This window comes from Pseudomonas extremorientalis, assembly GCF_001870465.1.
Classification (GTDB): domain Bacteria; phylum Pseudomonadota; class Gammaproteobacteria; order Pseudomonadales; family Pseudomonadaceae; genus Aquipseudomonas; species Aquipseudomonas extremorientalis.
This window is the reverse complement of sequence record NZ_MDGK01000011.1, coordinates 46,623-73,310: the sequence shown is the minus strand read 5'-3', so window position 1 is coordinate 73,310 and position 26,688 is coordinate 46,623. Positions and strand designations below refer to the sequence as shown.

Below are 26,688 nucleotides of genomic sequence, written 5' to 3'. Positions count from 1 at the left end.
CACTTGTTGTGGCGAGCGGGCTTGCCCCGCGTTGGGGCGCGAAGCGGCCCCTTTCAGCATCACCGCGCTTCTCCAGAATTTGGGGCCGCTTCGCAGCCCAACGCGGGGCAAGCCCGCTCGCCACAACAAGCCCGCTCACCATAACAAGCTCGCTCACCACACCAGGACCCACAACAAGCTACTGCCGCTAGTCGCCCAAGGGCGGCAGACGCCGTTTCACCGGGGTTTTCTTGACAATGGCCGTGTTGGTTTCCGCGTAGGCGTTGAGCCGGTCAAGCAGGCTGTCCAGGTGATCCATGGTGCGCACATGCAGGCGTGCGATGAAGCAATCCTCCCCAGTCACCTTGTCACACTCGGTAAACTCGGGGATCGCCTGGATCTGCCGCTCCACCTCATGCAATTTGCCGGGCAAGGGGCGGATGCGCACGATGGCCTGCAGCAGGTAGCCGAAGTGCCTGGGGTCGATGTCGACGGTGTAGTGGGTCAGCACGCCGCGCTCTTCGAGACGCCGCAGGCGTTCGCCGACGCTCGGCGAAGACAGCCCGGTAATCCCGGCCAAGGCCTTGAGGGACAGACGCGAGTCGTCCATTAAAGCAGCGATCAGTTGCTGGTCAATGGTGTCAATCATGGTGTCCGCCTAATAAGTAAAGGCAACTCAAGGCTTTTGCCTTTTTTAGTCGCTGGAGCCGGTCTCGACCAGATTGCCATAATTGAGCCTCACTTGAGGAGCTTCAATCATGGATACATCCATCCGTCGCGGGTCGTGGGAAATGGTTGCCGCCATGCTGATTTCGGGCACCATTGGCTGGTTTGTCCTGGTCTCCGGCGTATCGGTGATCGAAGTGGTGTTCTGGCGCTGTGTGATCGGCGGGCTGACGTTGTTGGTGGTGTGCGCACTGCTGGGGTATTTGCGCCTGGACCTGCTCAGTTGGACCAGGCTCGGCCTGGCGATGCTCAGTGGCGTGGCGATTGTCGGCAACTGGTTACTGCTGTTCGAATCCTATTCCCGCGCGTCGATTGCCATCAGCACGGCGGTGTATAACGTGCAGCCGTTCATGCTGGTGATGCTGGCGGCCGTGTTTCTAGGTGAAAAGATCACCGTGCAGAAACTCGCCTGGCTGAGCGTGGCGTTCCTGGGCATGTTGGCGATTGTCACCGCCCATGGCGATCAACCGACCGGCGACGATTACCTGACTGGCATCGCATTGGCACTCGGCGCGGCGTTGCTGTACGCGATTGCCGCGCTGATCATCAAACGTCTGAAAGCAGTGCCGCCACATTTGATGGCGTTGATCCAGGTAACCACCGGCGCGTTGTTACTGGCGCCGCTGGTGCCATGGAATAGCTTGCCGGCCACAACCAGCGCGTGGGGCGCACTGGTGACACTCGGCGTGGTGCACACCGGCGTGATGTATGTGTTGTTGTATGGCGCAATCCAGAAACTGCCGACAGCCCTGACCGGTGCGCTGTCGTTTATCTACCCGATTGCGGCGATCTTCGTCGATTGGTTCGCCTTCGGGCATCGCCTGGGCTGGCTGCAATGGTTCGGGGTGGCGGCAATTCTACTGGCGGCTGCCGGGTTGCAGCGGGGCTGGTGGTGGCCCCGCGTGCAAAGGGTCAGTGCGTGCCCTGGAAAATAATGTTTTCCGGGTTGAAGTGCTCTACCGCGCTGCCCGGTTGTGGCAAGCCCAGGATATGCCCCTTGATCTTGCCCACCACGTGCATCTCGCAGGGTTTGCAGTCGAACTTCAGGGTCAGCACTTCATCGCCATGGATCAATTGCATCGGCGCTACCTTGGTCTTCACGCCCGTGACCCCCTTGGCCTGTTTAGGGCACAGGTTGAACGAGAAACGCAGGCAGTGCTTGGTGATCATCACCGGTACTTCGCCGGTTTCTTCGTGGGCTTCGAAGGCGGCGTCGATCAGCTTCACCCCGTGGCGGTGGTAGAAGTCGCGGGCTTTCTGGTTGTAGACGTTGGCGAGGAACGACAGGTGCGCGTCCGGGTACACCGGCGGTGGCGTTGTTTCCGCCTTGCGGCCACCCCGTGGGTGCGCAGCCACGCGTGCGGCGGTCAGCGCCTCGATCACTTCACGGCGCAGGGCCTTGAGCTGTGAGTTGGGGATGAAGAACGCCTGCGGCGCATCCAGTTGGATGTCGGTCGCGTGGTATTCGGTGGTGCCCAGTTGGCCCAGCAGGTCGCGCAGGGTGTCCAGCGCCTGTTCCGGCTTGTTGGCCACGCCGAACGGGCCGGGCAGGGTGACGCTGGCGCTGATGCCTTCTTCGCTGGTGGCGGTGACTTCCAGCTGCGCTTCGCGCAAGCGAGCGGCCCAGGTCAGGCCTATACGACGCTCGGATGAGGTCTTGAGCAGCGCCTGTTGCCAGTTGTGGTCCAGGTTGCGGTTCAGCGGGTGGTTCGGGCGCAATTGATGCAGGCCGGCCGGCATCTCGTTCGGCTCCACGCGGTAGCGGTAGCGCTTCTCGCCGTCTTCCTCGAACTCGCCTTTAGGCTCGGCGATGTTGGCACGGAAACCCACCACTTCGCGCTTGATCAGCACGTTCAGGCCATCGCCATTCGACAATGGCTCGTGGGTGACCACTTGCAGGTCGCGCTTACCGGCTTTTTCCACCACACCCACCGGCAGGCCGGTGAACGTCGGCGTGTCGAAGGCGCCGATATCGACCTTGCGGTCATTGACGAAATAGTCGGTGCTGCCCCGGTGGAAGGTCTTTTCCGGGTCAGGCAGGAAGAAGTGCGCGGTACGGCCGCTGGAGGCGCGGGCCAGGTCCGGGCGGTCTTCAAGCACGTCATCCAGTCGCTGGCGGTAATAGGCGGTGATGTTCTTCACATAGCCCATGTCCTTGTAGCGGCCTTCGATCTTGAACGAACGCACGCCGGCTTCGACCAGCGCACGGATGTTGGCGCTCTGGTTGTTGTCTTTCATCGACAGCAGGTGTTTCTCAAAGGCCACGACGCGGCCTTGATCGTCTTTGAGCGTATACGGCAGGCGGCAAGCCTGGGAGCAATCGCCACGGTTGGCGCTGCGGCCATTCTGCGCGTGGGAGATGTTGCACTGCCCGGAGAACGCCACGCACAGCGCGCCGTGGATGAAGAACTCGATGGCGGCATCGGTTTCGTCGGCAATGGCGCGGATCTCTTGCAGGTTCAGCTCACGGGCCAATACCAACTGCGAAAAACCGGCCTGGTCGAGGAACTTGGCGCGGCCCAGGGTACGGATATCGGTCTGGGTGCTGGCGTGCAGCTCGATGGGCGGAATATCCAGCTCCATCACGCCCAGGTCTTGCACGATCAATGCATCGACGCCGGCATCGTAGAGCTGATGGATCAGCTTGCGTGCGGGTTCCAGTTCGTTGTCGTGCAGGATGGTGTTGATCGTGGTGAACACGCGGGCATGGTAACGGCGGGCGAATTCCACCAGCTGCGCGATGTCGCTCACGTCGTTACAGGCGTTATGGCGTGCGCCGAAGCTCGGGCCGCCGATGTACACGGCGTCGGCGCCATGCAGGATGGCCTCGCGCGCGATGGCGACATCGCGGGCAGGGCTGAGCAATTCCAGGTGATGCTTGGGCAAGGACATAGTTTTTTTAGTCAGGCTTGTCACGGTTGAGGCGCGCATTGTAGCTGTGAAATGCCTGACCGGCACGCACTCAGGCTTGAGCGGCCATCGCCGTGACTTCCACGCGCATGCCGTCTACCGCCAGCGCGGCCACGCCAACCGCTGCGCGCACGGGCCAGGGCTTGGCGAAGAAGCGTTTGTAGACTTCGTTGAAGGCGGCGCGATCGGCCATGTCTGTCAGATAAATGGTCAGGTGCATCACCCGGTCCATGGAGCTGCCGGCCTTTTCCAGGGCAACTTTCAGGGCTTGCAGGGTGCATTCGCTTTGCAGGGTGATGTCGCCTAGTTCCAGGCTGCCATCGGCACGGGTCGGGATCTGGGTGGACACCAGGATGCCGTTGAAGCCGATCACGTCGGAGGAAATCGAATCGGCATCCGGGTCCGGGGTGTAGTGCAGGTCGTGGTTGGCCATGGGCGCCTCTCGTTGGCAGGTTCAGAAAGGCGCCATGGTCCCCGAAAATGACGGCAGGGGCAAACTACGCCCAGCGGCGGAACAGCACGCTGGCATTCACTCCGCCAAACCCGAAGCCGTTGGACAGTGCATAGTCAATCGGCATCGGCCGGGCAGCACCGCGCAACAGGTCGAGGCCCTCGGCGAGGGCGTCGGGGTGTTGCAGGTTGAGGGTGACCGGGGCGATCTGGTCGCGCAGGGCAAGCACGGTGAAGATGGCCTCGATACCGCCCGCAGCCCCCAGCAGATGGCCGGTGGCGGATTTGGTCGAGCTGATCGCAGGGCTGCCGTTCGCACCGAATACCGTCCTGATCGCGGCCAATTCGCCTTTGTCACCCACCGGCGTCGAGGTGGCGTGGGCATTCAAGTACTGCACCTGGTCCGCGTCGATCCCGGCCTGGCGCAGGGCTTGCAGCATCGCCCGGCGTGCACCGTCGCCGTCTTCCGGGCCGGCGGTCATGTGATAGGCATCGGCACTGGTGCCGTAGCCGACCAGTTCGGCAATCGGCTGCGCACCTCGGGCCAGGGCGTGCTCCAGTTCCTCGATGACCAGGATGCCGGCGCCTTCGCCCATGACAAAACCGTCCCGCGCCTGGTCGAAAGGCCGCGACGCCTGCTCCGGGCTGTCATTGAAGTCACTGGACAGCGCCCGCGCCGCCGCGAACCCGGCAAGGCTGACCCGATGGATCGCCGCTTCGGCACCGCCGCATACCGCCACATCCACTTCACCTGCGCGAATCATGCGCGCCGCATCGCCGATGGCCTGTACACCTGCTGCACAGGCCGTCACCGGCGCACCCAGCGGGCCTTTCAAGCCGTAGTTGATCGACACGTGTCCGGCGGCCATGTTGCTCAGGAACGACGGAATGGTGAACGGCGACAACCGCCGTGGGCCTTTGCTGTCGGTGGTGCGTACCGCGTCGGCAATCGCCGGGAAGCCGCCGACACCCGAGGCGATGATGGTCGCGGTGCGCTCCTGCGCTTCAGGCGTGTTCGGCGCCCAGCCGGCCTGCTTCAAGGCTTCGTCCGCCGCCGCCAGGGCGAACAGGATGAAACGGTCCATCTTGCGCTGTTCCTTGGCTGCCAGCAGGCGGTCGGGATCAAATCCGGCTTCAGGGTCCTCGAGTACGGTCTGCACCTGGCCACCGATGCTGACGGCCAAATCACCGATCAACGCTTGCGGCAGGCGACGAATACCCGATTGCCCGGCCAACAGGCGTCGCCAGGTAGATTCCACGTCAGCGCCCAACGGCGTCAGTGCGCCCATACCTGTTACAACGATGCGTTTACTCATGATCAATCGACTCCAGTTGCGGTGAAGGAACAGACCTTATGGACGTCACTATCATCATGAAAGTAACATGGCATCACGCACATTGGCACTGACCCACAGGAATCCCCATGCAACGCAAGTCCCTCATCAGCGACGAATGCCCCATCGCCCGCAGCCTTGAGCGGGTAGGGGAGTGGTGGAGCATTTTGATCATGCGCGATGCGTTGCACGGCCTGCGCCGCTTCGATGAGTTCTCGCGCAGCCTGGGCATTGCGCCGAATATGCTCACGCGCCGCCTGAACGCGCTGGTGGAGGCGGGCATGCTGGAGCGCCGTGCCTACAGCGAACGACCGCCGCGCCATGAATATGTGCCGACGGCCAAGGGTGAGGATTTCGGCATGGTGCTGATATCACTGGTTGCCTGGGGCAACCGGCATTACGCCGAGGAGGGCGCCAGTGTCGAGTTGGTGGAGCGTAAAACAGGCCGGCCGGTGCAGCCGACGCTCGCCCGTGCGGATGGGCAGTTGGTGGCTTTTGACCAGTGCGTGTTGCAGGCCGGTCCGGCGGCCAGTGCCGGCATGCGCGAGCGCCTCGCTTTGCTAGGCGCAAAACCCTGATTGCGCAAGTATTTGACGCCAGAAAATAATCCACTCAAGGCCGGTAAAGTCGCGTATTCCACAGCCGATAGCCCTATCAAGACACGGGTTTTTTCGCACGGCTGAGGGTACGTCATGTTCAACACAACACTCAAAACAGAACTGGCGGCCAGGACGGCCGAGGCCACCGAGTACAAAGGACTGATCAGCGCACTGGAACGCTCCATGGCCGTGGTCGAATTCGACCTCAACGGCAACGTGTTGCGGGCCAACGACAACTTCCTCAAGGCCCTGGGCTACAGCGCCAATCAACTGGCCGGCAAGTCCCATCGCGATTTTTGCCTGCCGGCGCTGACCAGCAGCCCGGCCTACAGCCAGTTCTGGAGTGATTTGAAAGCCGGCAAATTTGTCTCCGGTACGTTCAAACGCGTGGATGCCAACGGCCGGACCATCTGGCTGGAAGCCAGCTACAACCCGGTGCTGGATGAGCGTGGCCAGGTGTTGAAGGTGGTCAAGTACGCACTGGACGTCACCGCCCAAGTGGAGCAGGACGCGGCCACCCGCAGCAAATTGACGGCCGTGGACCGTGCGATGGCCGTTATCGAGTTCGATTTGAGTGGCCAGGTGCTGGACGCCAACGCGAATTTCCTCAATGTCATGGGCTACTCCCTGGCGGAAATCAAAGGCAAGCACCACCGGTTGTTTTGCGAGCCCGCGCTGGTTACCAGCCATGAGTACACCGACTTCTGGCGCCGCTTGAATAACGGTGAGTTCTTTACCGGGCAATTCAAGCGCCTTGGCAAGCATGGGCGTGTGGTGTGGCTGGAGGCCAGCTACAACCCGGTGTACGACGGCGACGGCAAACTGATCAAGATCGCCAAGTTTGCCAGCGACATCACCGAGCGCGTAGAGAAGTTCGAGGAAGACTCCCGTGGCGCCTCCCGGGCCTACCATATTTCCTCCGAGACCGAGCGTTTTGCCGAGCACGGCACCCAGGTGATCCAGGAGACCGCCACGGAAATGCGCCGTATCGCCGAGAATATCGGCGCGTCTGCGCGGCTGGTGGGGCAACTGGGCGACCGTTCCGAACAGATCACCGCCATCGTCAACACCATTCGCGGTATCGCCGACCAGACCAACCTGTTGGCGCTCAACGCAGCCATCGAGGCGGCGCGCGCCGGGGACCAGGGGCGTGGCTTTGCGGTGGTGGCCGATGAGGTCCGGCAACTGGCCGGACGCACCAGCCGCTCCACGGCGGAAATCGCCGAGATGATCGGCATGATCCTCTCGGAAACCCGCGACGCGGTCACCAGCATGAACGCGACCCAGGAAGGCGCACAGCGCGGCGTCAACCTGGCCGACCAGGCGGGGTCGGTGATCCTGCAGATTCGCACCAGCACCAGCGATGCGGTGCAGGCGGTGAGCATGTTTGCGTCGAAACTGGATGAGTCGGAAGTCATTCCCAAGACTGCGGTCGGCTGGGTGGGCTAACGCTTTCCAGCTGGAGGAGCGAGCCAGCTCGCTCCTCCAGGGGCGGGTTTAGAGCAGGGTAAACGGATAGTCGACGATCAGCAGCAGCTCGTTCAGGTCTCCATCGCGCTGGTCGGCATTCGACGCCACGATCGCATCACGCACGCGCAACGACAGATTCTTCGCCGGACCGCTCTGGATCACGTACTTGGCTTCCAGATCGGTCTCGTGGTGCGCGCCATCTGCACCGTAGTCGCCGACATAAGCGCTATGGGCCGGCGTATGGGTGCCATCGATATCCGAGCCGTTGATGTAGCGGCCCATGAAGCTCAATCCCGGCACGCCATAACTGGCCATGTTCAGGTCATAGCGGATCCCCCAGGACTGCTCGCCCGGGCCGTTGAAGTCGTTCCATTGCACCGAGTTCGCCAGGTACACCGAATCGCCGCCTTCGCCTGCGCCGTTGTTGCCGGTGCCGATGTAGTCGAACGGCGTGTCACCATGCACCTTCTGGTACGACAGCGTGAGGGTGTGCGCTTGCAGGAACGAATACGCCGCCGCCACCGAGTAGGTGGTGTTGTTGATCGCCCCCGCCTTGGCACTGCCGGTGTCGAGGGTGCGGTACAAGTTGCCGTCCAGCGCCAGGGACTGGTCATGCGCCAACGGGATCACGTAATTGAGATTGGTGTAGTACTGGCGCCAGATATCTTCCAGCTCGCCGGCATACAGGGTCGCGCTCAGGGACGGGCTGAAGGTGTATTTGCCGCCGACGAAGCTGGCGCTGTTGGCGGCGATGTTGGCGTAGGTGGCGTAGATATCGTGGTCATGGTTGCTGGTCATGCCACTGTTGGTGCTGGTGAAATGCCCGGCCTCCAGGTCCAGGCCGGCGATTTCGCTGCTGGTCAGGTCAAACCCGGTGGCGGTCTGGGGCAACAGGCGCGTGCCGCCGGTGGCGAAGACCGGGGCGGTGGGTTGCATGTCACCAAATTTGAGTTGGGTCTTGGAGACTTTGATCTTTACCGCCGCACCGACTGAGCCGTAGGCGTCTTCGGGATCGCCATGGCGGTCGGTGGGCAGGTTGCCGGTGCCGGCGTCCGCGTGGGTGGCGTCGAGTTTCAGCCCGCCGTAGGCATAGGCGTCGACGCCGAAACCGAGGGTACCCTGGGTAAAACCCGAGGCGTAGTTGAGCATCGCGCCCTGGGTCCAGTCGATATTATCGGCCCGGCCGCCTTCACGGTTGCGGTTCATGTAGTAGTTGCGCAACAGGCCGGTGACGCTGCTGCCCTCGACAAATCCCTTGGCATCCGCCTGGTCGGTGACCGACTCGGCAAAGGCCATCTGGCTGATACCGGCACACACCGCCAGTGCCAACAGGCTCGACTGTTTAATCATGTCGTGACTTCCCCGAAATAATGAACGCGCGCGCAGAAACACCGCACTGACTGGATGGCGCATAACGTTGTTTGGGCAGAGGTTTCTAGGTGAGCTGTTACGGTTTTTTATTGTGTCCGGCGTGGTTGCCGAGGTTGATTCTAAGCACAGTCGGCACGGCCTGCAGCGGGCGGGCGGATGAAACTCGATTAATTAAACTTCACGCTGTTTAACCACGTGCGGGTGTACGTTGAACCTGTCTTAGCCGCTCTGCTTCGACAACATCCTTTGGTTGCCGCCGCAGACTCTGCGGCGGATTTTTTCACAAGATTTCACAGCCGGGTTTCGGCCCTTCGGCATGGGCACCTCAGTGACCAGAAAGGCATGCAACACCGGCCCGGTGAGTCAGCCTGTCATCTTTCAGTAACCCTCAAGGTTTTTGCTCTCCTGACTGGCCCGACATGATCGCCTTCGACGATCGTGCCACGGCCCCCGTCTTCAAGGAGCACACGCATGTCAGCACCGGTCAGTAAGGCCCCCACGATCAGGAGCGTCACGGGCAAAGACACCAGCGCCGAATGGGGCAACGCGGTTGATCGGGCCAAGGCCAGGGATGCCGGCATCGAGTGGCAGCGGCCCAAGGATGACTCTCGCTCGGCCCAGGACATCATCGATGGTAGCCCACTGCTGAAAAACCTTGGCAACCAGAGCGGGGTGAAGGACAAGTTGCGCGAACGGGTCGGCGATTTCGAGCACGATGCGGACGCGGCCTACCGCGCCAATCAGGTGCTGGAGCATGTCGAGCGCTTCGACGAAAACGGCTCACGCCTGGCCGGCAATGCCATCGACAACGGCCGCGTCGATGGTTTCACCAAAGGCGGTGACGCCAGGCACGGCACCGAGGCTGGACGCCTGCAAGACTTCGGCAAATATGGTTGGGAGAACCTCAAGGGTGAACGGCAACAGGTGGACGCTGTGGACCAGGACGGCCAGCGCCGTGAGGCCGCAGAAAAGGTCGGCATCGTCTGGGAACTGCCCGAGGGTGACACGCGCTCGGCCCAGGACATCATCAATGACAACCCGTTGCTGAAAAACCTTGGCAACCAGAGTGGGGTGAAAGATGCATTGAAGGAGCAGGTCGGCGATTTCGACAAGGACCCCAACGCGGCCTTCCGTGCCAGCCAGGTGCTCGACCGGGTGGTGGGTTTTGACGAGCAAGGCCGCGCGCTGACGGGCAAGGATGTGGCCAACGGTAGTATCGACGGCTTTACCAAGAGCGGGGAAGCGCGCCATGGCACCGAAGCGGGGCGCCTGCAGGACTTCGGCAAGTACGGTTTCGAGGGATTGGCCAAGCCCTCGGCCAATGACCAGATCGGTAGCTATAAGGATTTTCTCGACACCCATCCGGATGCCGACGCGGGCTCCAGGCAGATCGCTCAATACGGCGCAATCCTGGATGCCAAGTACGATTCGATCCGTGGCAAGACCGGCGGCGAGAGTGCCGTCACCGAACAGAACATCCAGGACTACCTCAAGCAAAATCCGCAGTTGAGCAAGGAAGAGAAAGAGGCCCTCAACTTCTTTGCCCAGCCCGGCGCCTTCCGCAAGCTCGATACGGCCGGCAACAGTATCGGCGACAAGCCCGACGGCAAGGTCAGCCGCAGCGACGTGCAAGCCTGGCTGAAGACCGCCGCCCCCACCGATGCCCAGAGCCTGGCCAGCCTGATCACCGACGTGGCCACCGGCACTGTCACGGGCCAGGTCGACACCCGCAAGCTCGACAAGGACATCTTCGAACATCCGGAAAACTACACGGCCGAACAAAAGGCTGCGGTGCTGCTGGAACTGCAGGAAGCGCAGAAACTGGTGGTCGACGGCGCCAACGCCGGGGTCTGGAACAGCGATTATGGCAAGGTCTCCATCGCCAACCGCTCCGGCGCGATCTGGGAGCCGCAAAAGCTGCTGCAGGACATCAACGACCACATGGCCATCTTGCAGGGCGACAAACCCACCGCCGAGTACATCAGGAACGCAGGCGACCAGGCGGTGAAGACGTTGTTTGAAGACAATCCCGGCCTGAAGGATGCGGTCACCAAGAGCTACGAGGATCAGGTGAAGTCGGGCAAGGCACTGGACGCCGCGTGGGATGCCAACACCAAGGACGGCAAGACCGACCAGCACACAGCGCTGGCCGGTTTCTACGCCACCGCCACCAGCCTGCAGTCGATGCTTGGCATTGACGATGCCAAGGCGATCCAGGGCGCGGTCGCCAAATCCTCGCATAACGAAGCATTCAAGACCTTCTACAAGGACCAGTTGGCCAGTGGCGACCGCCTGCGCGAGTTGCTCAAGGACAACACGCCGGAGCAGGCCGCTTCGGAGTTCAGCCTGGAAGTGGCGCTCTATAACGCCGCGCTTGATCCGACCTTCACGGCCCAGTATGACCAACAGCTCAATGACAATTTCTCCAGCATCGCCCAGCAGAACCTGTTCAAGGGCGCTGGCTTCGACGACATCAAGGCTGCGTTCGGCAAGGACGGCGGCGCGGAGCTGGACGAAGACAAGGTCCGCAAGCTGGTCGACCAGATGCGCCAGGAAAGCCCCGAACTGCTGCTGAACCAGGACGGGACCGTGGCCACCACCGACCAGGTCCTGGCGGGCTTTCGTGGTAACTGGGACATGCTCCGCCAGGGCACCAAGGCCCTGGACAAAATGGGCAAGCTGTCGGACTTCGACCCCAACGGCGGCGCCAAGGGCGCCTACGGCAGCGGTGTGCTGCACGGGGTGAGCGGGCTGTTCCTGGCGGGTGTGACCATTGCGCGCGGGGCGCAGAGCGGTGGAAAGCTGACCACGCGCAACATCGTCGACATCACCACCGGTTCCGTACAGACCACCACCGTGCTGATCGAGGGCGGCACCAAGGGCTACCAGGAGCACCTCGCCAAGTCGATCAAGAACGGTGAGCAGACCCTCAAGGATATGAAGGACGGCAAGGTCATGCTCGACCTGCTCGATGAGGTCAAGGACAACGTCAAGGACGGCAAGCACGCCAAGGTCGTGGCGAAGAACTTCGAGGAAGCCGCCAAAGGTATCGGCGGCCTGGCCGGTATCGTCGCCGGGGCTTATGGCATTTTTGATGGCGTCAACGCGCTGCGTCGTGGTGACAAGCTGAGCGGTGGCTTCGGTATTACCGCAGGCTCGCTGGGTGTACTGGCCGGCAGCGCCTCGGCCGCGGAGGGCGGCCTTGGCTTGCTCGGGGCGAACCTGCCGCGCTTTCTCCCGGGCCTGGCGGCCACGGCGGGCGTGCTGGGCTTCCTGGCGGCTGGCGTGGCGGTACTGGCGGCCATCGTGCCCGGGCTGGTGAAGGAAGGACAGGCACAGGCCAAGTCGGACAAGTTCGGCGAGATATTGGGGGATTCAATCGAGCGTTATGGCATCGATGGGGTCAAGGACGGGACCATTGCGGATATTCCCACCAAGGATTGGCCAGGCGGGGAGCAGTGGACATCGTGAGAACGGGAGGAGGGGGGAGACCCCCTCGCTCCGAGGTTGTCTTTACTCTTTGACGTCCATGAACTCTTCCGCCCAGGCCACGTAGCTTTCCGGCAACGTGTAGGTATGCGTCAGCTCGGTGGCACTGAGGTTATCGGTGCTGTGGGTCAACTGGCGCTGGGCACGCAGGCTGTCATACGTCGCCTTGATCGCGGCAAAGTAAGCCCCGTGGCCGGCCACCACCACCCGCACGCCGAGGCTGGCCAGACGCTGGGCGTCATTCAGCTTAGGGTTGCCGTAGGTCACCAGCATCAGCGGCACCGTCAGGTTTTCCGCGATCTTCTCCAAGTGCTCGAAATCGGCCACACCCACCATGCAAATCCCGTCGGCCCCGGCTTTCTGGTAGGCCTGGGTGCGCTCGATAACGGCTTCGGTCGGCAACACGCCGGCGTTGGTCCGGGCAATGATCGACAACTCGGGATCGACACGTGCTTCCAGCGCCGCGCGGACCTTGCCGATGCCTTCTTCAATGGAGATCAGATCGGTGGACTTGCGCCCGAACTGCGCCGGCAGCAACGTGTCTTCAATGGTCAACGCGGCCACACCGGCCCGCTCGAGTTCTTCGACGGTACGCATCACATTCAGGGCGTTACCGTAGCCGTGGTCGGCGTCGGCAATGAACGGCAACTGGGCAACGCGGCCGATACGGGTGGCTTGCTCAACGAACTCACTCAGGGTGATCAACGCAAAATCGGGTGCGGCCAATACCTGCAACGAAGCAACGGAGCCACCGAGGATGCCGACTTCAAAACCCAGGTCAGCGGCGATACGCGCCGACATCGGGTCAAAGACGGAAGCGGTTTCAACGCAGGTTGGGTTGGCGAGCAATTCACGGAAGTTGCGGCGCAGGGCTGAGTGAGAAATCTTTGGCATGGGCTTTCCTGGTTCTGGTCATCGTCTTGTGACGATCAATGTCTATTCGTGGTGGGGCGAGATTAACATGCGGGCGAGGGGGAGATGATGACGTTTCAGCATTAGGGATGGATGCGGGTTTACGGTTTTGGAGCGTCCAAGGTGCATCACTCCTCACATGGCCATAATCGTCATGCGCACGACACTCGATCAAGGTCTGGCACCTTGCTGCCGATGCGGCCGAAACTCACCACCACGTCAGCCTACCTGGTGACGCCGATACGCCAGAATTCGCTGCCCCCCAGACTGAAGTATTCACCGATGGCGTCGCTGCTCGCCAAGTCACAGCGGAACTGTGAACGCCCGACATACTCCTGCACCGAATGCCCGCGTTGGCGCAACGCGACGGCGAGGGCGCTGGAGTGGCTTCATTGTCTTTCCAGTCGGGAAAGAATCCACGCACCTGATTACTGGAGACGAGGTCCACTCCCAATTCGTATTTGGCGAACGAACAACTGGGGGCGACGTACATTTTTGTACGCGAGGGTTTCACACAAAACCGTTTATTTCAGGGGGGGCAATAACGGACAGTGTGTGCAACACAACCTACTTCAGGAACCACACTATGAAGCTATTTAAATCCATTTACTCAGCAGTACTGCCGTTCGCATTTGCACTGTCTATCTCCAATAGCGTGTTCGCATCTGCACTGCCCGACGCCCAGGCCAGTTATTCGATGAATGTCGGCAAGTTCAAGGTTGTCGCCCTCTATGACGGTTACCTTCCTGCCGATATGGTCAAGATTCTTGAGGGGGGCGATGGCGCCCGCATAAGCACGCTGCTTGAACAGGCAGGGCTGGATAAAGATGCGCGCATGTCCGTCAATGTTTATCTGGTCGATACCGGGGACCAGCAAATCCTGATAGACACCGGTGGTGGCGAACTGACCGGAAGCACCGCCGGCCGCCTGCAGGAAAGCCTGAAGGCCGCAGGCTACAGCGCCGATCAGATCGATGTGGTGCTGATGACCCATCTGCATGCCGACCATATCGGGGGGTTGTTGAACGGGCAACAACGCGCGTTCAAGAATGCGGTAGTGGAAGTCAACGACCAAGAGTTGAACTACTGGATGTCAGACCCCTCCGTTGCGCAGGGCAAAGAGGACAAACCTGAGGCATTCTCTGCAGTCAAACGTTATCTCAAGCCTTATCAGGAAGCTGGCCGTGTCAGGACATTCAAATGGGGCGACCAGCTTTTTGCGGGCATAGAAGCCATCGATTTGCGCGGGCATACCCCAGGGCATACCGGATTCAGGGTCAGTGAAGGAGGGGACCAATTGCTGTTCTGGGGCGATGTAATCCATGTGCAACCGGTTCAATTCCCTGAGCCGCAAGTCACTGTCATCTACGACAGTACCCCGAGCCAGGCAATCAGCACCCGCAAGGCGGCCTTGGAAGATGCCTCCACAGCCGCTCACCCATACTGGGTTGCCGACGCCCACATTGATTTCCCTGGTATTGGCAAGGTGCAAAAGAAGGGTGAAGACTACTTCTGGCAGCCCGTTCAGAAATGAGTGCTACGTGATTAAGCACAACGGCACCAAAGACAAGGAGCAATCATATGGAGTGGGGTGATGTTAAGGTCTTTCTTGCCGTTGTGCGTGCTGGAACCTATGCCGATGCAGCAACGCAACTGAGAGTGAGCCGGCCTACGGTCAGCCGCCGTGTGCAGGCCCTGGAAGAAGCGCTGGGGCAGAAACTGTTCCAGCGCACCGGAGACGGACTGGTGATCACAGCCGAAGGCGAATCCATTCTCGACCTGGCAGAACGCATGGAGCAAAGCGCTTTGGCGTTACATCGAAAGATCGCAGTACATGATGAGCACCTTGAGGGCGGTATAAGAATTACCTGTCCGGAGTGGTTCGCTGGCTATGTAATGCCTGACTTGATGGTGAGCGTCGCACGCAAACATCCGAATATTCGAGTGGAAATCCTGACTTCGCCGCGCATGCTCGATTTATCGAGGCGTGAAGCTGACGTGGCACTTAGAAATGTTCCCTTCGACCAACCTGATATCGTTCAGCGCAAATTGATGGACGTGAGATATGCGGTGTACGCGGCGCAGAACTACAGCGTCGCTAGCCCTACAGGGGAGGGAGTCAACCTGATTCTGATGAATGCAGACTTCAACCATTTTCCGGATGTGGCATGGATACAGAAATTGCTGCCTGATGCCTCTGTCATGCAACGCAGTAATGATCGGATTATTCAGGCTCAGTTATGCGCGGCGGGGCTAGGGCTCGCGGTCTTGCCCGTGGTCGTGGGTGAAAAAATCCCGGGCCTTAAAGTGATTGATCTGCAAACGCCTCCACCCGGTCGGGAACTCTGGCTTGGCTACCATCGGGATTTGCGTGATGTACCGCGATTAAAGGCCGTTACGCGCGCGCTCTTCAGTGCATCGGCGACTAGTTTGAATTTGACGAGGACGTTATGAAACGCAGCAACATCAGTTTTGTGTCCGAGGGTACTCTATTAAAAGGCTGGCTTTATGAGCCAGCAAACACATCGTCTACAACACCCGCTGTTGTCATGGCACACGGTTTTACCTCGGTCAAGGAACAATATCTTGATAAATATGCGGAGGTATTCTGTTCGGAAGGTTTTCATGTACTGGTCTATGACCATGCAAACTTTGGCGAAAGTGAAGGAACGCCGCGCCAAGAGATGGACCCTGTATTGCAGCGCCGGGGCTATCGCGACGCCATTACCTTTCTGCAGTCGCTTCCAGGCATCGATCCACAGCGAATTGGTATCTGGGGAACAAGTCTGAGCGGCGGGCATGTCATAGAAGTTGCCGCAATCGATCGTCGCGTAAAGTGTGTTGTTGCTCAGGTTCCCTCCATCAGTGGCCATGAGTCGGCGAAACGTCGACTGCGCTCGGACCTTGTGCCTGCCATGCTTGCACGCTATGACAATGACCGGAAGGCCCGTTTTGCAGGTGCACAACCCGCAATCATTGCGGCGGTATCCGATGACCCTGGCGTTGCCTGTGCCATGGTAGGCGTAGATAGTTATGAGTATTTTATGAACACTAGGTCGTTTGCGCCGAATTGGAAGAATGAGGTGACCTTAAGGAGCACTGAGCTGTTTCGGGAGAACGAACCTGGGCATTTCATCTCGCGTATCAGCCCCACGCCGTTCCTGATGATTGTGGGGGATAACGATCTTTTGACCGCCACGGATATATGCCTCACAGCCTATGAAAAAGCGCTGGAGCCAAAGAAGCTTGTGATGATCAAAGGAGGGCACTTCACCCCCTATGTTGAACACTTCAAGGTCACCAGTGAAGCCGCCGCCAGCTGGTTCAATCAACACCTTAATACCTGATATGACCAAAGCCTTGACTTGGGCGGGCATCCCGGTATCAGTGATCGGCAATAGACGCGGAGCATACCTAGGGGGTAGGAAAATTACTTGTGAAAGTGTTTGGATGCGTGGCCTGCTGCAAATGCAGTTAGAGTGGTGATCATCGTCCTGACCGCTGTGTGAAAAATGAATGCTCCGCTTTTTATTTCTCTGGACGGCCCCAAAGGCACCGGCAAAACCACGTTGTTGGAGGCCGTAACGGCAGCACTGAGGGCGGACAACAAGAAAGTCATCCGGCTTTGCGAGCGAAAAAGCGATCCCTACAGAGGGGAAACCATGGCCCTGGTGAACGAACTTGCCAGAAATCCCTTACGGGATCTGGAATGGGCTGTGTGCGAGCGCTTTGCCGAGAGTCGCAGTTGGATATCCCGGAATGTCCTGACTCGGCAGCCGTTGGGCAGCATCATATTGATTGATCGCTGGTATCCGTCTGAGGCTGCGTTTCGACACACGATTCCGTTTGCAGAGATTCTGCAGTTGAACCTGGAGCGAAGCGTGCGAGTGCCGGATCTGCATGTCGGTGTGATCACTGCGCCGGATATTTCATGGGCGAGAGCAACGGCACGTTCACGAGGATTGGGCGGCACTGTGATTCAGAAGTATGCAGAGCATGTTGCATGCACAGAGATGTTCGAGCGGGCGATTGTGGGTCAGGGCTGGGTGTTGTGTCGTAATGAGGGTGCGATTGAAGAGGCAGTGAAGCAGGTGGTTGCTGAGATCCATAAATTAACTGAGCGATAAGCCTAGAGTAATACATGATTTAACATAATATACATTATGCGTAATACCGTATTGCGCAATCAGAGGCAGTGCCCGTCAGATTTCAACGGGCAAAACCTCTGTCATGCTTAAACCTGAGCAAAGCCTCCATCGACAAACATTTCACTGCCCGTCATGAAGCTGCTCTCATCCGATGCCAGGAACAACGCGGCGGCTGCCACTTCTTCAGGTTGACCAATGCGGCCCAGTGGAACCTGTGCCGTCATGTCGTCGATGATCGCTTCCTTCTGGCCCGTGCCTGACAACGCCGAGTCCAGACCTGGTGTCGAGATCGGGCCTGGCGACAGTACGTTCACACGAATGCCGGTGCCTTTGAGATCCAGCGCCCAGCTCCTGGCGAAATTACGCAGAGCCGCTTTGGTGGCGCTGTACACGCTGAACGCCGCGGTGCCCATTGTCCCGGTGGTCGAGCCAGTCAGGATCACGGAACCGCCGGCCTGCATCAGTGGCAAGGCTTTTTGCACGGTGAACAGCGTGCCTTTGACGTTGATGCCGAACGTGCGGTCGAATGATTCCTCGGTGATCGAGCCGATCGGTTGGAAATCCCCCAGGCCTGCATTGGCAAACAGTATGTCAACCCGGCCCTTGGCAGCTTTTACCTGGGTGAACACGCGGTCCAGGTCGTCCAGCTTGGCAATGTCGGCCTGGATGGCGATGGCTCCAGGCCCGATCAGCGTCAGCGCCTTGTCCAGTTCTGACTGTCGACGACCTACAATCACCACCTGTGCGCCTTCAGCTGCAAAGCGAATCGCGGTTGCCAGGCCGATGCCGCTGTTACCGCCGGTAACCACTGCGATTTTCCCGTTGAGCTTGCTCATGATGACTCCAAAAAAGAATGTTGAGGCGCAACTCTAGATCCGCTCTATTCTTTTGAATAGTATGCACCTTTTAGTAAGTACCCTTGGGAGATACTTCAATCATGGCCAATAACTCATTCAATTGCGGACTTGAGGCTGCCCTGGCGGTGATTGGCGGCAAATGGAAGCCGCTGGTGCTGTTCAACCTGGCGCAGAATGTTCATCGATATGGAGAATTAAGACGCGCGATTGGCGGTGTGACCGATAAGGTGCTGATCCAGCAACTCAAGGAATTGGAGCGCGATGAGATCATTTTTCGCGTGGATTTCCAGGAAATACCGCCCAAAGTCGAGTATTCCCTGACACCGTTCGGGGAGTCCCTGGCGTCGGCATTGGGTGGATTGTGCCAATGGGGTACGCAGCATATGCAAACGGTAGAGCGCATCGCTGCACGGCGGACGTCTGCCCTCTCCCAATCCTGAGCCCCCTGCCCTGATTGCCAACTCAACTAAATGACTATTTAGTTGAGTTAAATCAGTAGGTTACAAGTGAAACCGATCAACTGACTGCGAAAGCTTACCGGCCAGGCCGGACAACTCATCCGTTGTCGACGCCGTTTGGCCAATAACGCGACTGTTGTTTTCCGACATGCCCGCAATCATCTCCACCTGGTGCGCAATTTCGTTGCTGGCCAGGCTCTGTTCACCAATGGTGCGGGAGATATCGTTGACCATTTCCGTGGTGTTCAAGGTGGCTTGCAGAATTTCGCGAATCGCCCGCTCCACCTCGGCGGTCACCGCCATGCCCTTATCCACTTGAGCCACGCCCTCCTCCATGCTGGTCACCGCTTCGCGCGTGCTTTGCTGGATACGCTGGACCATGCTGGCGATTTCCAGGGTTGAGGCACTGGTACGGCCGGCCAGGCTGCGAACCTCATCGGCAACCACTGCGAACCCCCGCCCCTGTTCACCGGCGCGGGCGGCCTCGATCGCAGCATTCAGGGCCAGCAGGTTGGTCTGGTCGGCGATCCCCTTGATCACTTGGATAATGCTGAAAATTGCCTCGGACTCCTTGTCCAGCGTACGAATCACCTGGGCCGACTGCTGCGCGGAGCGGGCAATGCCGCCCATGTCGTTGACCACCTGATGAATCACCCGCCCACCGTCCTTGGCCAAGGTCTCAGCCTGGTTGGCCATGTCCAATGCGCGCCCGGCATGCCGAGTGATTTCCTCGATACTGGCGGTCATTTCACTCGCGGCCGCGGCCATGGTGCTGGCCGCCGCACTCTGTTGCTGGCTGCTGCCGGCCACTTCATGGCAGCCGTGGCTCAGTTGCTCGCTCATGCCACTTACGCCGTGGGCGTTGCTGCGCACCACTTCGATCATGCCGCGCAAGTCCCGTTGCATGGTGGCGAGGCTGCGAATCAAGGCGCTGGCTTCGTCTTTGCGCCGGGGTTCGACAATCGCTTCGCTCAAGTTGCCCCGCGCAATGCTGGCGGCAATGCGGCTGGCGGCCTGCAATGGCGCCATGATGCTGAGCATCACCCAGCGCCCCTGGGCCAACAGCAGTAAAAGGCTGGCGATCAACACTGCGCCCAGGGTGAAATTGGCGTTGCTGATGGTCTGCCGTGTGCCGACACTTGTCTGCTGGGTGTTGGTCTCGATCAGCTCGCTCAGCGCGGCCATTTGATCTTCAAGCTGGGTGAAGGCGGCATTGAACGTGCCCAGTTCCGCGCGAGCGGCTTCGGGATTGTCCAGCGCCAGCGCGACGATGCGCTCACCGGTGGCGATGTAGTTGTCCAGGCTCGGTTTGATTTTTTCCAGGTTGGCCTTGAGCGAAGCGTCCAGCGGCAGCGCGAGGTTATCCGACAGTACCTGGCGAAAGTGTTCGGCGTGTTCCTTGAGCGAAGCGTTGACCTCGGCCGGTGTGCTGGTGCTTTTGCCCAGGCCCACCAGCATCGCCGACAGCACATCGGCGCGCAGGGCGTCGTGCATCATGTCGGCTTCCATGTGGTTGCGCAGCACCGTCATGCTGACCTCGCTGTCCTGTACGGCATCGCCCATCCGTGAATTGCCCAGGTAACCGGTAAGGCTCATGATCAAAGCAGTGAGCAAGCCAGTCGCTATCAACAACATCAAGCGTAGTTTGATCGTCATGCAAAAATCCCCTTGCCTGGTCATCCGGTTGGGAGCCCAACCGCAGACGCCCCGCTTCTGATGTTATCGGCCACCGTCCCTGGTTATTGAAGCCTAAGTTTGCGGATCTGCGTGGATCCCTTAAGCTGACCGCCCTTTTCCGTGCGGAACCGCTCATGTCTCGACGTATCGCCCACCTCGCCCTGCTACTGGGGTTGATCACCGCCGTCGGCCCTTTCGCCATCGACATCTACCTGCCCGCACTGCCGACCCTCGGCGCGAGCCTGCATGCCTCGCCGGCGCGGGTGCAGATGAGCCTGACGGTGTTCTTCGTGATCGTCGGCGTATGCCAGTTGTTCTACGGGCCGGTCAGCGATGTATTCGGGCGCAAACCGCCGATCTATGCCGGCCTGGTGATTTTTGCCGTGGCCAGTGTCGGATGCGCCTTGGCGCCGACGATCGAAACCCTGATTGCCTTTCGCGCCCTGCAGGCTTTCGGCGCATGCGCCGGCATGGTGATTCCCCGGGCCATCGTGCGTGACCTGTACACGGGGCATGAGGCCGCGAAGTTGATGTCCTTGCTGATGCTGGTGATGAGCGTCTCGCCGATTCTCGCGCCATTGGCCGGCAGCCTGGTGATTTCGCTGTGGAGCTGGCGCGAAGTATTCGCCGTGCTGGCGGTGCTCGCGCTGGCGTGTCTGGTAATGACCATCGTGCAACTGCCCGAAACCCACCCTGCCGAACGCCGGTTGGGCAAGACCCTGGGCAGTGCCTTCAGCAGTTATGGCGCGTTGTTGCGTGACCCGGTATTCATCGGCCTGTCGGTGGTGTGCGGCTTTGGCCTGGCGACCTTCTTCGTGTTTATCGGCAGCGCGCCGTTCGTGTACATCGAGCATTACGGCCTCACACCCACGCAGTTCAGCCTGGCCTTTGCGTTGAATGCCGCGTCGTTTTTCGCCATGAGCCAACTCACTGCGCGCCTCAGTGCGCGCTTTGGCCTGGCGCCGTTGATTCTTTGGTCGGTAGCGGCTGTGGCTGCAGTGATGGCTGTCCTGGCCGTCACTACGCTGTGGGTCGACAGCCTGGCCCTGACCATGGCCTTGCTGTTTATCGGCTTCGGCTTTCTCGGCCTGCTGCTGCCGGCCGCCGGGGTATTGTCCCTGGAGGATCATGGTGCCGTGGCCGGTTCTGCCTCGGCCTTGCTCGGTGCGATCCAGATGATCATCGGGGCCCTGTCCATGACCCTGATCGGGGTGTTCGCCGATCACACGCCGGCGCCGATGCTGATCGGGATTGCGCTGTGCGCCATAGCGGCGATGTTCACCACGGTGTGGACACTGCGGCGCCTGCCGGCTCACCTGGCGAGCGCCCCACCCTCGTCCTGAGGGCGGCCCATGCACTTGAGGTTGGCGTTGCCTGGGGCCAACGCCAACCACTCGTCGGCCCTCGGCGGCATCCGTTACAACTATCAACCGGCCGGCAACTACTAATCCCATAGCCACGTTGGAAACTATGGAGATTGACATGACTGATTACCCTCACCCTCCCTTCGCCCCCCAAGCGCAGACCGTACCTGGTTCGCAGAAGAAAATGGACCCGTACCCGGATTGCGGTGAACAGAGCTACAAGGGCTCCGGACGGTTGGCCAACAAGATCGCCCTGATCACTGGGGCCGACAGCGGCATCGGGCGCGCCGTCGCCATCGCGTTTGCCCGTGAAGGCGCCGATGTGGCCATCGCTTATCTGGATGAGCACGAGGACGCCAGGGAAACTGCGCGTTGGGTCGAGGAAGCCGGTCGCCAATGCCTGCTGCTGCCCGGCGATATCGCTCAGAAAAGCGTGTGCCACGAACTGGTCGACAAAACGGTCGAGCAATTCGGCCGTATCGACGTGCTGGTCAATAACGCAGCGTTCCAGATGAGCCACGAGACTCTTGAAGAAATCTCGGACGAGGAATGGGTCAAGACCTTCGATATCAACATCACCGCAATGTTTCGCCTGTGCAAGGCAGCGGTGCCGCATATGAAGGCTGGCAGTTCGATCATTAACACCACGTCCGTCAACTCAGACATGCCCAAGCCGACGTTGATGCCGTATGCAGCCACCAAGGGTGCGATTGCCAATTTCACCGGTGGCTTGGCGCAGTTGCTCGGCAGCAAGGGTATACGCGTCAACAGCGTGGCCCCGGGCCCGATCTGGACGCCGTTGATCGTGGCGACCATGACCGATGAAGATGTGCAGAGCTTCGGCAGCGAAACCCCGCTGGGCCGCCCTGGCCAACCGGTGGAAGTCGCGCCGATCTATGTGTTGTTGGCCTCGGACGAAGCCAGCTACATCTCCGGATCGCGCTACGCGGTCACTGGCGGCAAACCTATTCTCTAAAACTGCATCGCCCCCCCTTGAGGGGGGGCTGCAATCGTCAACCCTACAGGTCAAACCGGTCCACCGCCCGCCGTCGCTCATTGTCGTCACGCACGTCATAGCTGGCGGTGGTCTGGATATTGGTATGGTGTGCGAGCTTCTGCGCGATCGACAGGTCATGCTCCTCGATCACCCGGGTGATGAACGAGCGACGGAAGTCATGGGGCATGATCTTCACGCCCACCTGTTCGCCGCGCTGGCGGGCGATGTAGTAAATGGCATGTTTGGTGATGCGCTCGCGGGTGATGTGGCTGCCACGGCGGATACGGTTGAACAGGAAGCTGTCATCCTGCTCGCCCTCCTTGAGCTGCTCGCGCCGAAACGCCAGCCACGCCTGCAATTTGGCGAACGCCCAGTCCGGCGCGTACTTGATCAACTCCTTGTTGCCCTTGCCGATCACCCGCAAGCTGCGCTCTTCGAAGTTGATCTGGGCCAGGTCGAGGTTGACCGATTCCGACTTGCGCATGCCGGAGCCGTAGAGAATACCGATCACTGCGGCGTCTCGCAGGCCCTGGGGCCGTGGGTCGTCGGCGCAGACTTCCATCATTTCGCGGATCAGGCTGCGCCGCAGGTTGCGGCCCTGGCCCAGGCGCGTGCCGGGTGCAGCCTTGACCGTGCGCATGCGCAACAGGTGCTCCTGGCTGATCAGGTTCAGGCGCCACGCCTCATTCATCACCCCGCGCACCGCGTTCACATACAACGAGGAGGTATTCGGCGCATAACCGTCTTCGCGCAAGGCGGCGACCAGGGCAATGACGTGTTCGGGCTGCAGCAAGTGCCAGTCGATGTCTTCGAGGTTGATGTCCTCGAAGCCAAGGCGATCGGCCGCATCTTGCAGCACGTAGCGCATGGTCAATTGGCTGGAGGGGGCCAGGCGGGTGAGGTAGAGGGTCAGCGGGTTGCGGATAGACTCAGTCAAGCTAGATCAGCCTTTGGTTTAAATACACCATTTAACTGATTGTTAAATCGACATATTTACGATTGAACAGAGCAAAGAAGTCTAGCCCATGAGTACCGCTGGTACAAAGTACTGAAACGTACCGCGAGGCGGTGCGTCAACGCGTCAGGTACGCGCCGTATTGTCCTATGGAGCGATAAGCCTAATCACTACCGGTCGAAGCATTTTCCTATGCTGCTTTGTAGGCGCCTTGCTTTATTTTCAGCTTTTCATCCCTGCTCATTCACTCAGACAAAGGTCACTTTATGCCTATTGACACTCCTACCTCGCGTTATGCGAACCCTAATCCCTGGGCTGTCAAGCACTCATCCATTGCTCCAGACAGCCAGCCTCCTGCGTACAACACAACACTGTATGCCCCCTCGTATTTTGCGACGGTGGAAAACAAAGCCAAGGTTGATATCTCCCGGGATGACTTCAACCAGATCAATAAGCAGGTCAATGCGCTCGATAGAAAAATCGAAAAGATAGAGCGATTTTCAACCCGATATCCAGCCGCTATAACAGGCAAAGACACTCAAACATTGCGCCAGACAATGCTCAACCTGCGCAACCATGTAGCGACTGGGAACGGCAAAAGCAATGAAATGCAGGCATTGGCCCAAACGGTCAACAATCAAACGACAGCCATTGCGCTGAAAGCGTTACAGGGCGTGCAGAAGAGTGAACATGGCACGCCGGCTTTCGCTCAGAATCTGCAATTGCTTTCAGATGTCGAAAATATGCAGCAAAAAAAATACTGATGGTTTTACCTTGAGGCCTTGGCAGCTAGTCGGGCTCAACCGGGCCGTCCTCGGTTTGCGGTTGGCTCCAAGTCTCATCCTGTTTCTGCATCAACGCAAACCATTGGGTGCGCATGAAATCCAAGTACGGAGCGGGCGCCTTGGCAAAGTCCTTCTCATCGCCATAACACCCCGGCAACGGCAACTCGGTGCCCTGCTCCTTGTACTGGCTGACCAGCGCCTGCTGAGCGGCCACGCTGCAGTCCTTGGGCAGCGGCATGCCGCGCAGGGCGCCGGCCTCTTCGTCCCACCAGGCCGCACCGACGCGGTCGACCCCACGCAGGCGGTACTTCTGCGACTTGCCGACGTGCATGATCAACTTGAATTCGTTGGGGCTGACATCACTGGTGCAGGTGCGCGAATAGCCAACGGTGGCCTGGGTGATGCCGTCGCCAGTGAGGTCGGTGACTTTGGTTGCAGCCCTGTCAAAGCGCAGGGACGCATCGAATTCGCAGTGCTGCACATCGTCGTAGAGCATCCACACGCGCTTGGGGCGGTTGCCGTCGATCAGGTACTGGGCCGCATACACGAATGCCGACTGGGTGCCGTCGTCATCGCGCTCGCTGACTTGTTCGGCGAGCACCAGCAGGTTCTTGCCTTGTTTATCGTCCCAGGTATACGCGGCGATCTGCTTGCCGCGCACTTCCACGCCGTCCGGCACCTGGTCGATGCTGGTCAGCGCCACCCCATCATCGGCGCATACGGTGGTGATGCACGCGACGCTCATCAACAACCCCATCAACACTGGCCGCAATTGGCCGCGTAAAAGCTGCACGCTATTCATCCGTTCACCCTGGCAAGAGACGGCTTACTTTACCGGCACTTGGCGGGCATTGCAGAGAATATTCTTTACTGAACACCGGATTGAATAACATCGCGTCGCGCTCGCCCGGACGCCTTGCCTGGCACCTCGTCCACTTAGCTGAACCCTAGCTGTCTACCTGTCAAATAAACGAGTTTTTCATCTGCCTTTCATATCTGTTCCACATTTTTACGCTTAATCTTGGATACAGCACTTCATAGCAAACCGCGCTATATCGTCTAACCTCTTGATTACGTTCTATCTTCAGTGCCGCTTTCCAACCTGCATTCTGGACGTTTGCCTAATGATTGCTGCTGTTTCCACGCTCCAAGTTGCTCTAACCCCGAGGTCATGAATCTTTGAAACCCTACCCTATTCATTGCGTGTCGATCGTTATCCCGGTCTACAACGAACAAGAAAGCCTGCCTGAATTGCTGCGCCGTACCACCGCAGCCTGCAAGCAACTGGCCTACGCATACGAAATCATCCTGGTGGATGACGGTAGCCGCGACAATTCGGCCCAACTGCTGGAAGACGCCGCCTCGGAAGACGGCAGCAACGTGGTCGCGGTAATTCTCAACCGCAACTACGGCCAGCATGCGGCGATCATGGCCGGTTTCGAGCAATGCCGAGGCGAAGTGGTGATCACCCTAGACGCCGACCTGCAAAACCCGCCCGAAGAAATCCCGCGCCTGGTCGAGCAAGCTGCCCTGGGCTACGACGTGGTTGCCACCGTGCGCAACAACCGTCAGGACTCGGCCTTTCGCCGCTGGCCGTCGCGCCTGATCAACCTGGCCGTGCAGCGCTCCACCGGCGTAGCCATGAGCGACTACGGCTGCATGCTGCGCGCCTACCGCCGCACCATTGTCGACGCGATGCTCGCCTGCCGTGAGCGCAGCACCTTCATCCCGATCCTGGCCAACGGCTTTGCCCGGCACACCACGGAAATCCTGGTGCACCACGCCGAGCGGGAACACGGCGAATCCAAATACAGCGCCATGCGCCTGATCAGCCTGATGTTCGACTTGCTGACCTGCATGACCACTACCCCACTGCGACTGCTGTCCATCGTCGGCTTCAGCCTGGCGGCGCTGGGTGTGCTGTTTGCCTTCGCATTGATCATCCTGCGCCTGGCCTTTGGCGCCGACTGGGCTGGCGACGGTTTGTTCGTGCTGTTCGCGGTGTTGTTCGTGTTCACCGGCGGCCAGTTCATCGGCATGGGCCTCTTGGGTGAATACCTGGGCCGCATGTACAGCGACGTGCGCGCCCGTCCACGCTTCTTTATCGAAAAAGTGCTGCGCAACCAACCGGCAGCACCGGCTCCCGTGGTCGTCGTAGACGGCCTGGTGTCCTCCCATACTTCTACTTCTGCTGATCAGGTCTAATC

General features: G+C 59.8%; 23 protein-coding genes and 1 pseudogene. 13 read left to right on the top strand and 11 right to left on the bottom strand.

Going from position 1 to position 26,688, the window contains the following annotated elements; translation table 11 throughout:
• Positions 1-187: 187 nt before the first annotated feature.
• Entirely contained in the window at positions 188-628 is a 441-nt protein-coding gene (locus BFN10_RS02615; protein ID WP_071488330.1) for an Lrp/AsnC family transcriptional regulator, read from the bottom strand.
• 109 nt (positions 629-737) lie between these two features.
• On the opposite strand from BFN10_RS02615, the gene BFN10_RS02610 reads away from it, so the two are divergent.
• A complete protein-coding gene (locus BFN10_RS02610; RefSeq protein ID WP_071488329.1) occupies positions 738-1,640 on the top strand; it encodes a DMT family transporter in 903 nt (300 codons plus the stop codon).
• Here BFN10_RS02610 and BFN10_RS02605 read toward each other — a convergent pair.
• From BFN10_RS02605 to fabF, 3 genes are all read right to left on the bottom strand, one after another.
• Positions 1,618-3,597 (bottom strand): peptidase U32 family protein, encoded by a 1,980-nt coding sequence (locus BFN10_RS02605; protein ID WP_071488328.1) that lies wholly within the window; start codon positions 3,595-3,597, stop codon positions 1,618-1,620. The genes BFN10_RS02610 and BFN10_RS02605 overlap by 23 nt on opposite strands.
• A 70-nt stretch (positions 3,598-3,667) precedes the next feature.
• Entirely contained in the window at positions 3,668-4,048 is a 381-nt protein-coding gene (locus tag BFN10_RS02600; protein WP_028616142.1) for a RidA family protein, read from the bottom strand.
• 64 nt (positions 4,049-4,112) lie between these two features.
• Positions 4,113-5,381, bottom strand: a complete 1,269-nt coding sequence (gene fabF, locus BFN10_RS02595; RefSeq protein WP_071488327.1) for a beta-ketoacyl-ACP synthase II — start codon at positions 5,379-5,381, stop codon at positions 4,113-4,115.
• Positions 5,382-5,488: 107 nt separating this feature from the next.
• On the opposite strand from fabF, the gene BFN10_RS02590 reads away from it, so the two are divergent.
• Both BFN10_RS02590 and BFN10_RS29855 read left to right on the top strand, forming a co-directional pair.
• A complete protein-coding gene (locus tag BFN10_RS02590; RefSeq protein WP_071488326.1) occupies positions 5,489-5,977 on the top strand; it encodes a winged helix-turn-helix transcriptional regulator in 489 nt (162 codons plus the stop codon).
• Between the two features lie 114 nt (positions 5,978-6,091).
• Positions 6,092-7,447, top strand: a complete 1,356-nt coding sequence (locus tag BFN10_RS29855; RefSeq protein ID WP_071488325.1) for a methyl-accepting chemotaxis protein — start codon at positions 6,092-6,094, stop codon at positions 7,445-7,447.
• Between the two features lie 48 nt (positions 7,448-7,495).
• On the opposite strand, the gene BFN10_RS02580 is transcribed toward BFN10_RS29855, so the two are convergent.
• Positions 7,496-8,818 (bottom strand): OprD family porin, encoded by a 1,323-nt coding sequence (locus BFN10_RS02580; protein ID WP_071488324.1) that lies wholly within the window; start codon positions 8,816-8,818, stop codon positions 7,496-7,498.
• Positions 8,819-9,310: 492 nt separating this feature from the next.
• Between BFN10_RS02580 and BFN10_RS29850 the strand changes: the two genes are divergently transcribed.
• Positions 9,311-12,310, top strand: a complete 3,000-nt coding sequence (locus BFN10_RS29850; RefSeq protein WP_071488323.1) for a type III effector HrpK domain-containing protein — start codon at positions 9,311-9,313, stop codon at positions 12,308-12,310.
• 42 nt (positions 12,311-12,352) lie between these two features.
• On the opposite strand, the gene BFN10_RS02570 is transcribed toward BFN10_RS29850, so the two are convergent.
• On the bottom strand, positions 12,353-13,222 hold the full coding sequence (locus BFN10_RS02570) for an isocitrate lyase/PEP mutase family protein (RefSeq protein ID WP_071488322.1): 870 nt from the start codon (positions 13,220-13,222) through the stop codon (positions 12,353-12,355).
• Between the two features lie 604 nt (positions 13,223-13,826).
• Between BFN10_RS02570 and BFN10_RS02565 the strand changes: the two genes are divergently transcribed.
• From BFN10_RS02565 to BFN10_RS02550, 4 genes are all read left to right on the top strand, one after another.
• Positions 13,827-14,774, top strand: coding sequence for an MBL fold metallo-hydrolase (locus BFN10_RS02565; protein ID WP_071488321.1), 948 nt, complete (start codon positions 13,827-13,829; stop codon positions 14,772-14,774).
• A gap of 47 nt (positions 14,775-14,821) precedes the next feature.
• Positions 14,822-15,694: a LysR family transcriptional regulator gene (locus tag BFN10_RS02560; RefSeq protein ID WP_071488320.1), complete on the top strand. Its 873-nt coding sequence runs from the start codon at positions 14,822-14,824 to the stop codon at positions 15,692-15,694.
• The gene (locus BFN10_RS02555) at positions 15,691-16,587 is read left to right on the top strand and encodes an alpha/beta hydrolase (RefSeq protein ID WP_071488319.1); all 897 of its coding nucleotides are present in this window, start codon (positions 15,691-15,693) and stop codon (positions 16,585-16,587) included. Before BFN10_RS02560 ends, BFN10_RS02555 begins: the two co-directional genes overlap by 4 nt.
• Before the next feature lie 165 nt (positions 16,588-16,752).
• On the top strand, positions 16,753-17,367 hold the full coding sequence (locus tag BFN10_RS02550; protein ID WP_071488318.1) for a dTMP kinase: 615 nt from the start codon (positions 16,753-16,755) through the stop codon (positions 17,365-17,367).
• Between the two features lie 107 nt (positions 17,368-17,474).
• Here BFN10_RS02550 and BFN10_RS02545 read toward each other — a convergent pair whose 3' ends face one another.
• Positions 17,475-18,224, bottom strand: coding sequence for an SDR family NAD(P)-dependent oxidoreductase (locus BFN10_RS02545; RefSeq protein WP_071488317.1), 750 nt, complete (start codon positions 18,222-18,224; stop codon positions 17,475-17,477).
• Positions 18,225-18,325: 101 nt separating this feature from the next.
• On the opposite strand from BFN10_RS02545, the gene BFN10_RS02540 reads away from it, so the two are divergent.
• Entirely contained in the window at positions 18,326-18,685 is a 360-nt protein-coding gene (locus BFN10_RS02540; RefSeq protein WP_071488316.1) for a winged helix-turn-helix transcriptional regulator, read from the top strand.
• A 60-nt stretch (positions 18,686-18,745) separates the two neighbouring features.
• Here the strand turns inward: BFN10_RS02540 and BFN10_RS29995 are convergent, their stop codons facing one another.
• Together BFN10_RS29995 and BFN10_RS29990 are read right to left on the bottom strand one after the other, a co-directional pair.
• Complete coding sequence (locus BFN10_RS29995; RefSeq protein ID WP_371917394.1) at positions 18,746-19,471, bottom strand: methyl-accepting chemotaxis protein; 726 nt, start codon at positions 19,469-19,471, stop codon at positions 18,746-18,748.
• A 132-nt stretch (positions 19,472-19,603) separates the two neighbouring features.
• Positions 19,604-20,359, bottom strand: a pseudogene (locus BFN10_RS29990) (MCP four helix bundle domain-containing protein); the annotation flags it as partial.
• Between the two features lie 155 nt (positions 20,360-20,514).
• Here BFN10_RS29990 and BFN10_RS02530 point away from each other — a divergent pair.
• Positions 20,515-21,723, top strand: coding sequence for a multidrug effflux MFS transporter (locus tag BFN10_RS02530; RefSeq protein ID WP_071488314.1), 1,209 nt, complete (start codon positions 20,515-20,517; stop codon positions 21,721-21,723).
• A gap of 139 nt (positions 21,724-21,862) precedes the next feature.
• On the top strand, positions 21,863-22,720 hold the full coding sequence (locus tag BFN10_RS02525) for an SDR family oxidoreductase (protein ID WP_071488313.1): 858 nt from the start codon (positions 21,863-21,865) through the stop codon (positions 22,718-22,720).
• Positions 22,721-22,763: 43 nt separating this feature from the next.
• On the opposite strand, the gene BFN10_RS02520 is transcribed toward BFN10_RS02525, so the two are convergent.
• Complete coding sequence (locus tag BFN10_RS02520) at positions 22,764-23,678, bottom strand: site-specific integrase (protein ID WP_071488312.1); 915 nt, start codon at positions 23,676-23,678, stop codon at positions 22,764-22,766.
• Positions 23,679-23,962: 284 nt separating this feature from the next.
• Between BFN10_RS02520 and BFN10_RS29140 the strand changes: the two genes are divergently transcribed.
• Complete coding sequence (locus BFN10_RS29140) at positions 23,963-24,460, top strand: hypothetical protein (RefSeq protein WP_130898152.1); 498 nt, start codon at positions 23,963-23,965, stop codon at positions 24,458-24,460.
• A gap of 25 nt (positions 24,461-24,485) precedes the next feature.
• Here the strand turns inward: BFN10_RS29140 and BFN10_RS02510 are convergent, their stop codons facing one another.
• Entirely contained in the window at positions 24,486-25,283 is a 798-nt protein-coding gene (locus BFN10_RS02510) for a M949_RS01915 family surface polysaccharide biosynthesis protein (protein ID WP_071488310.1), read from the bottom strand.
• 377 nt (positions 25,284-25,660) lie between these two features.
• Here BFN10_RS02510 and arnC point away from each other — a divergent pair, with 377 nt between their 5' ends.
• A complete protein-coding gene (gene arnC, locus BFN10_RS02505; RefSeq protein ID WP_071488309.1) occupies positions 25,661-26,686 on the top strand; it encodes an undecaprenyl-phosphate 4-deoxy-4-formamido-L-arabinose transferase in 1,026 nt (341 codons plus the stop codon).
• The last annotated feature ends 2 nt before the right edge of the window (positions 26,687-26,688 follow it).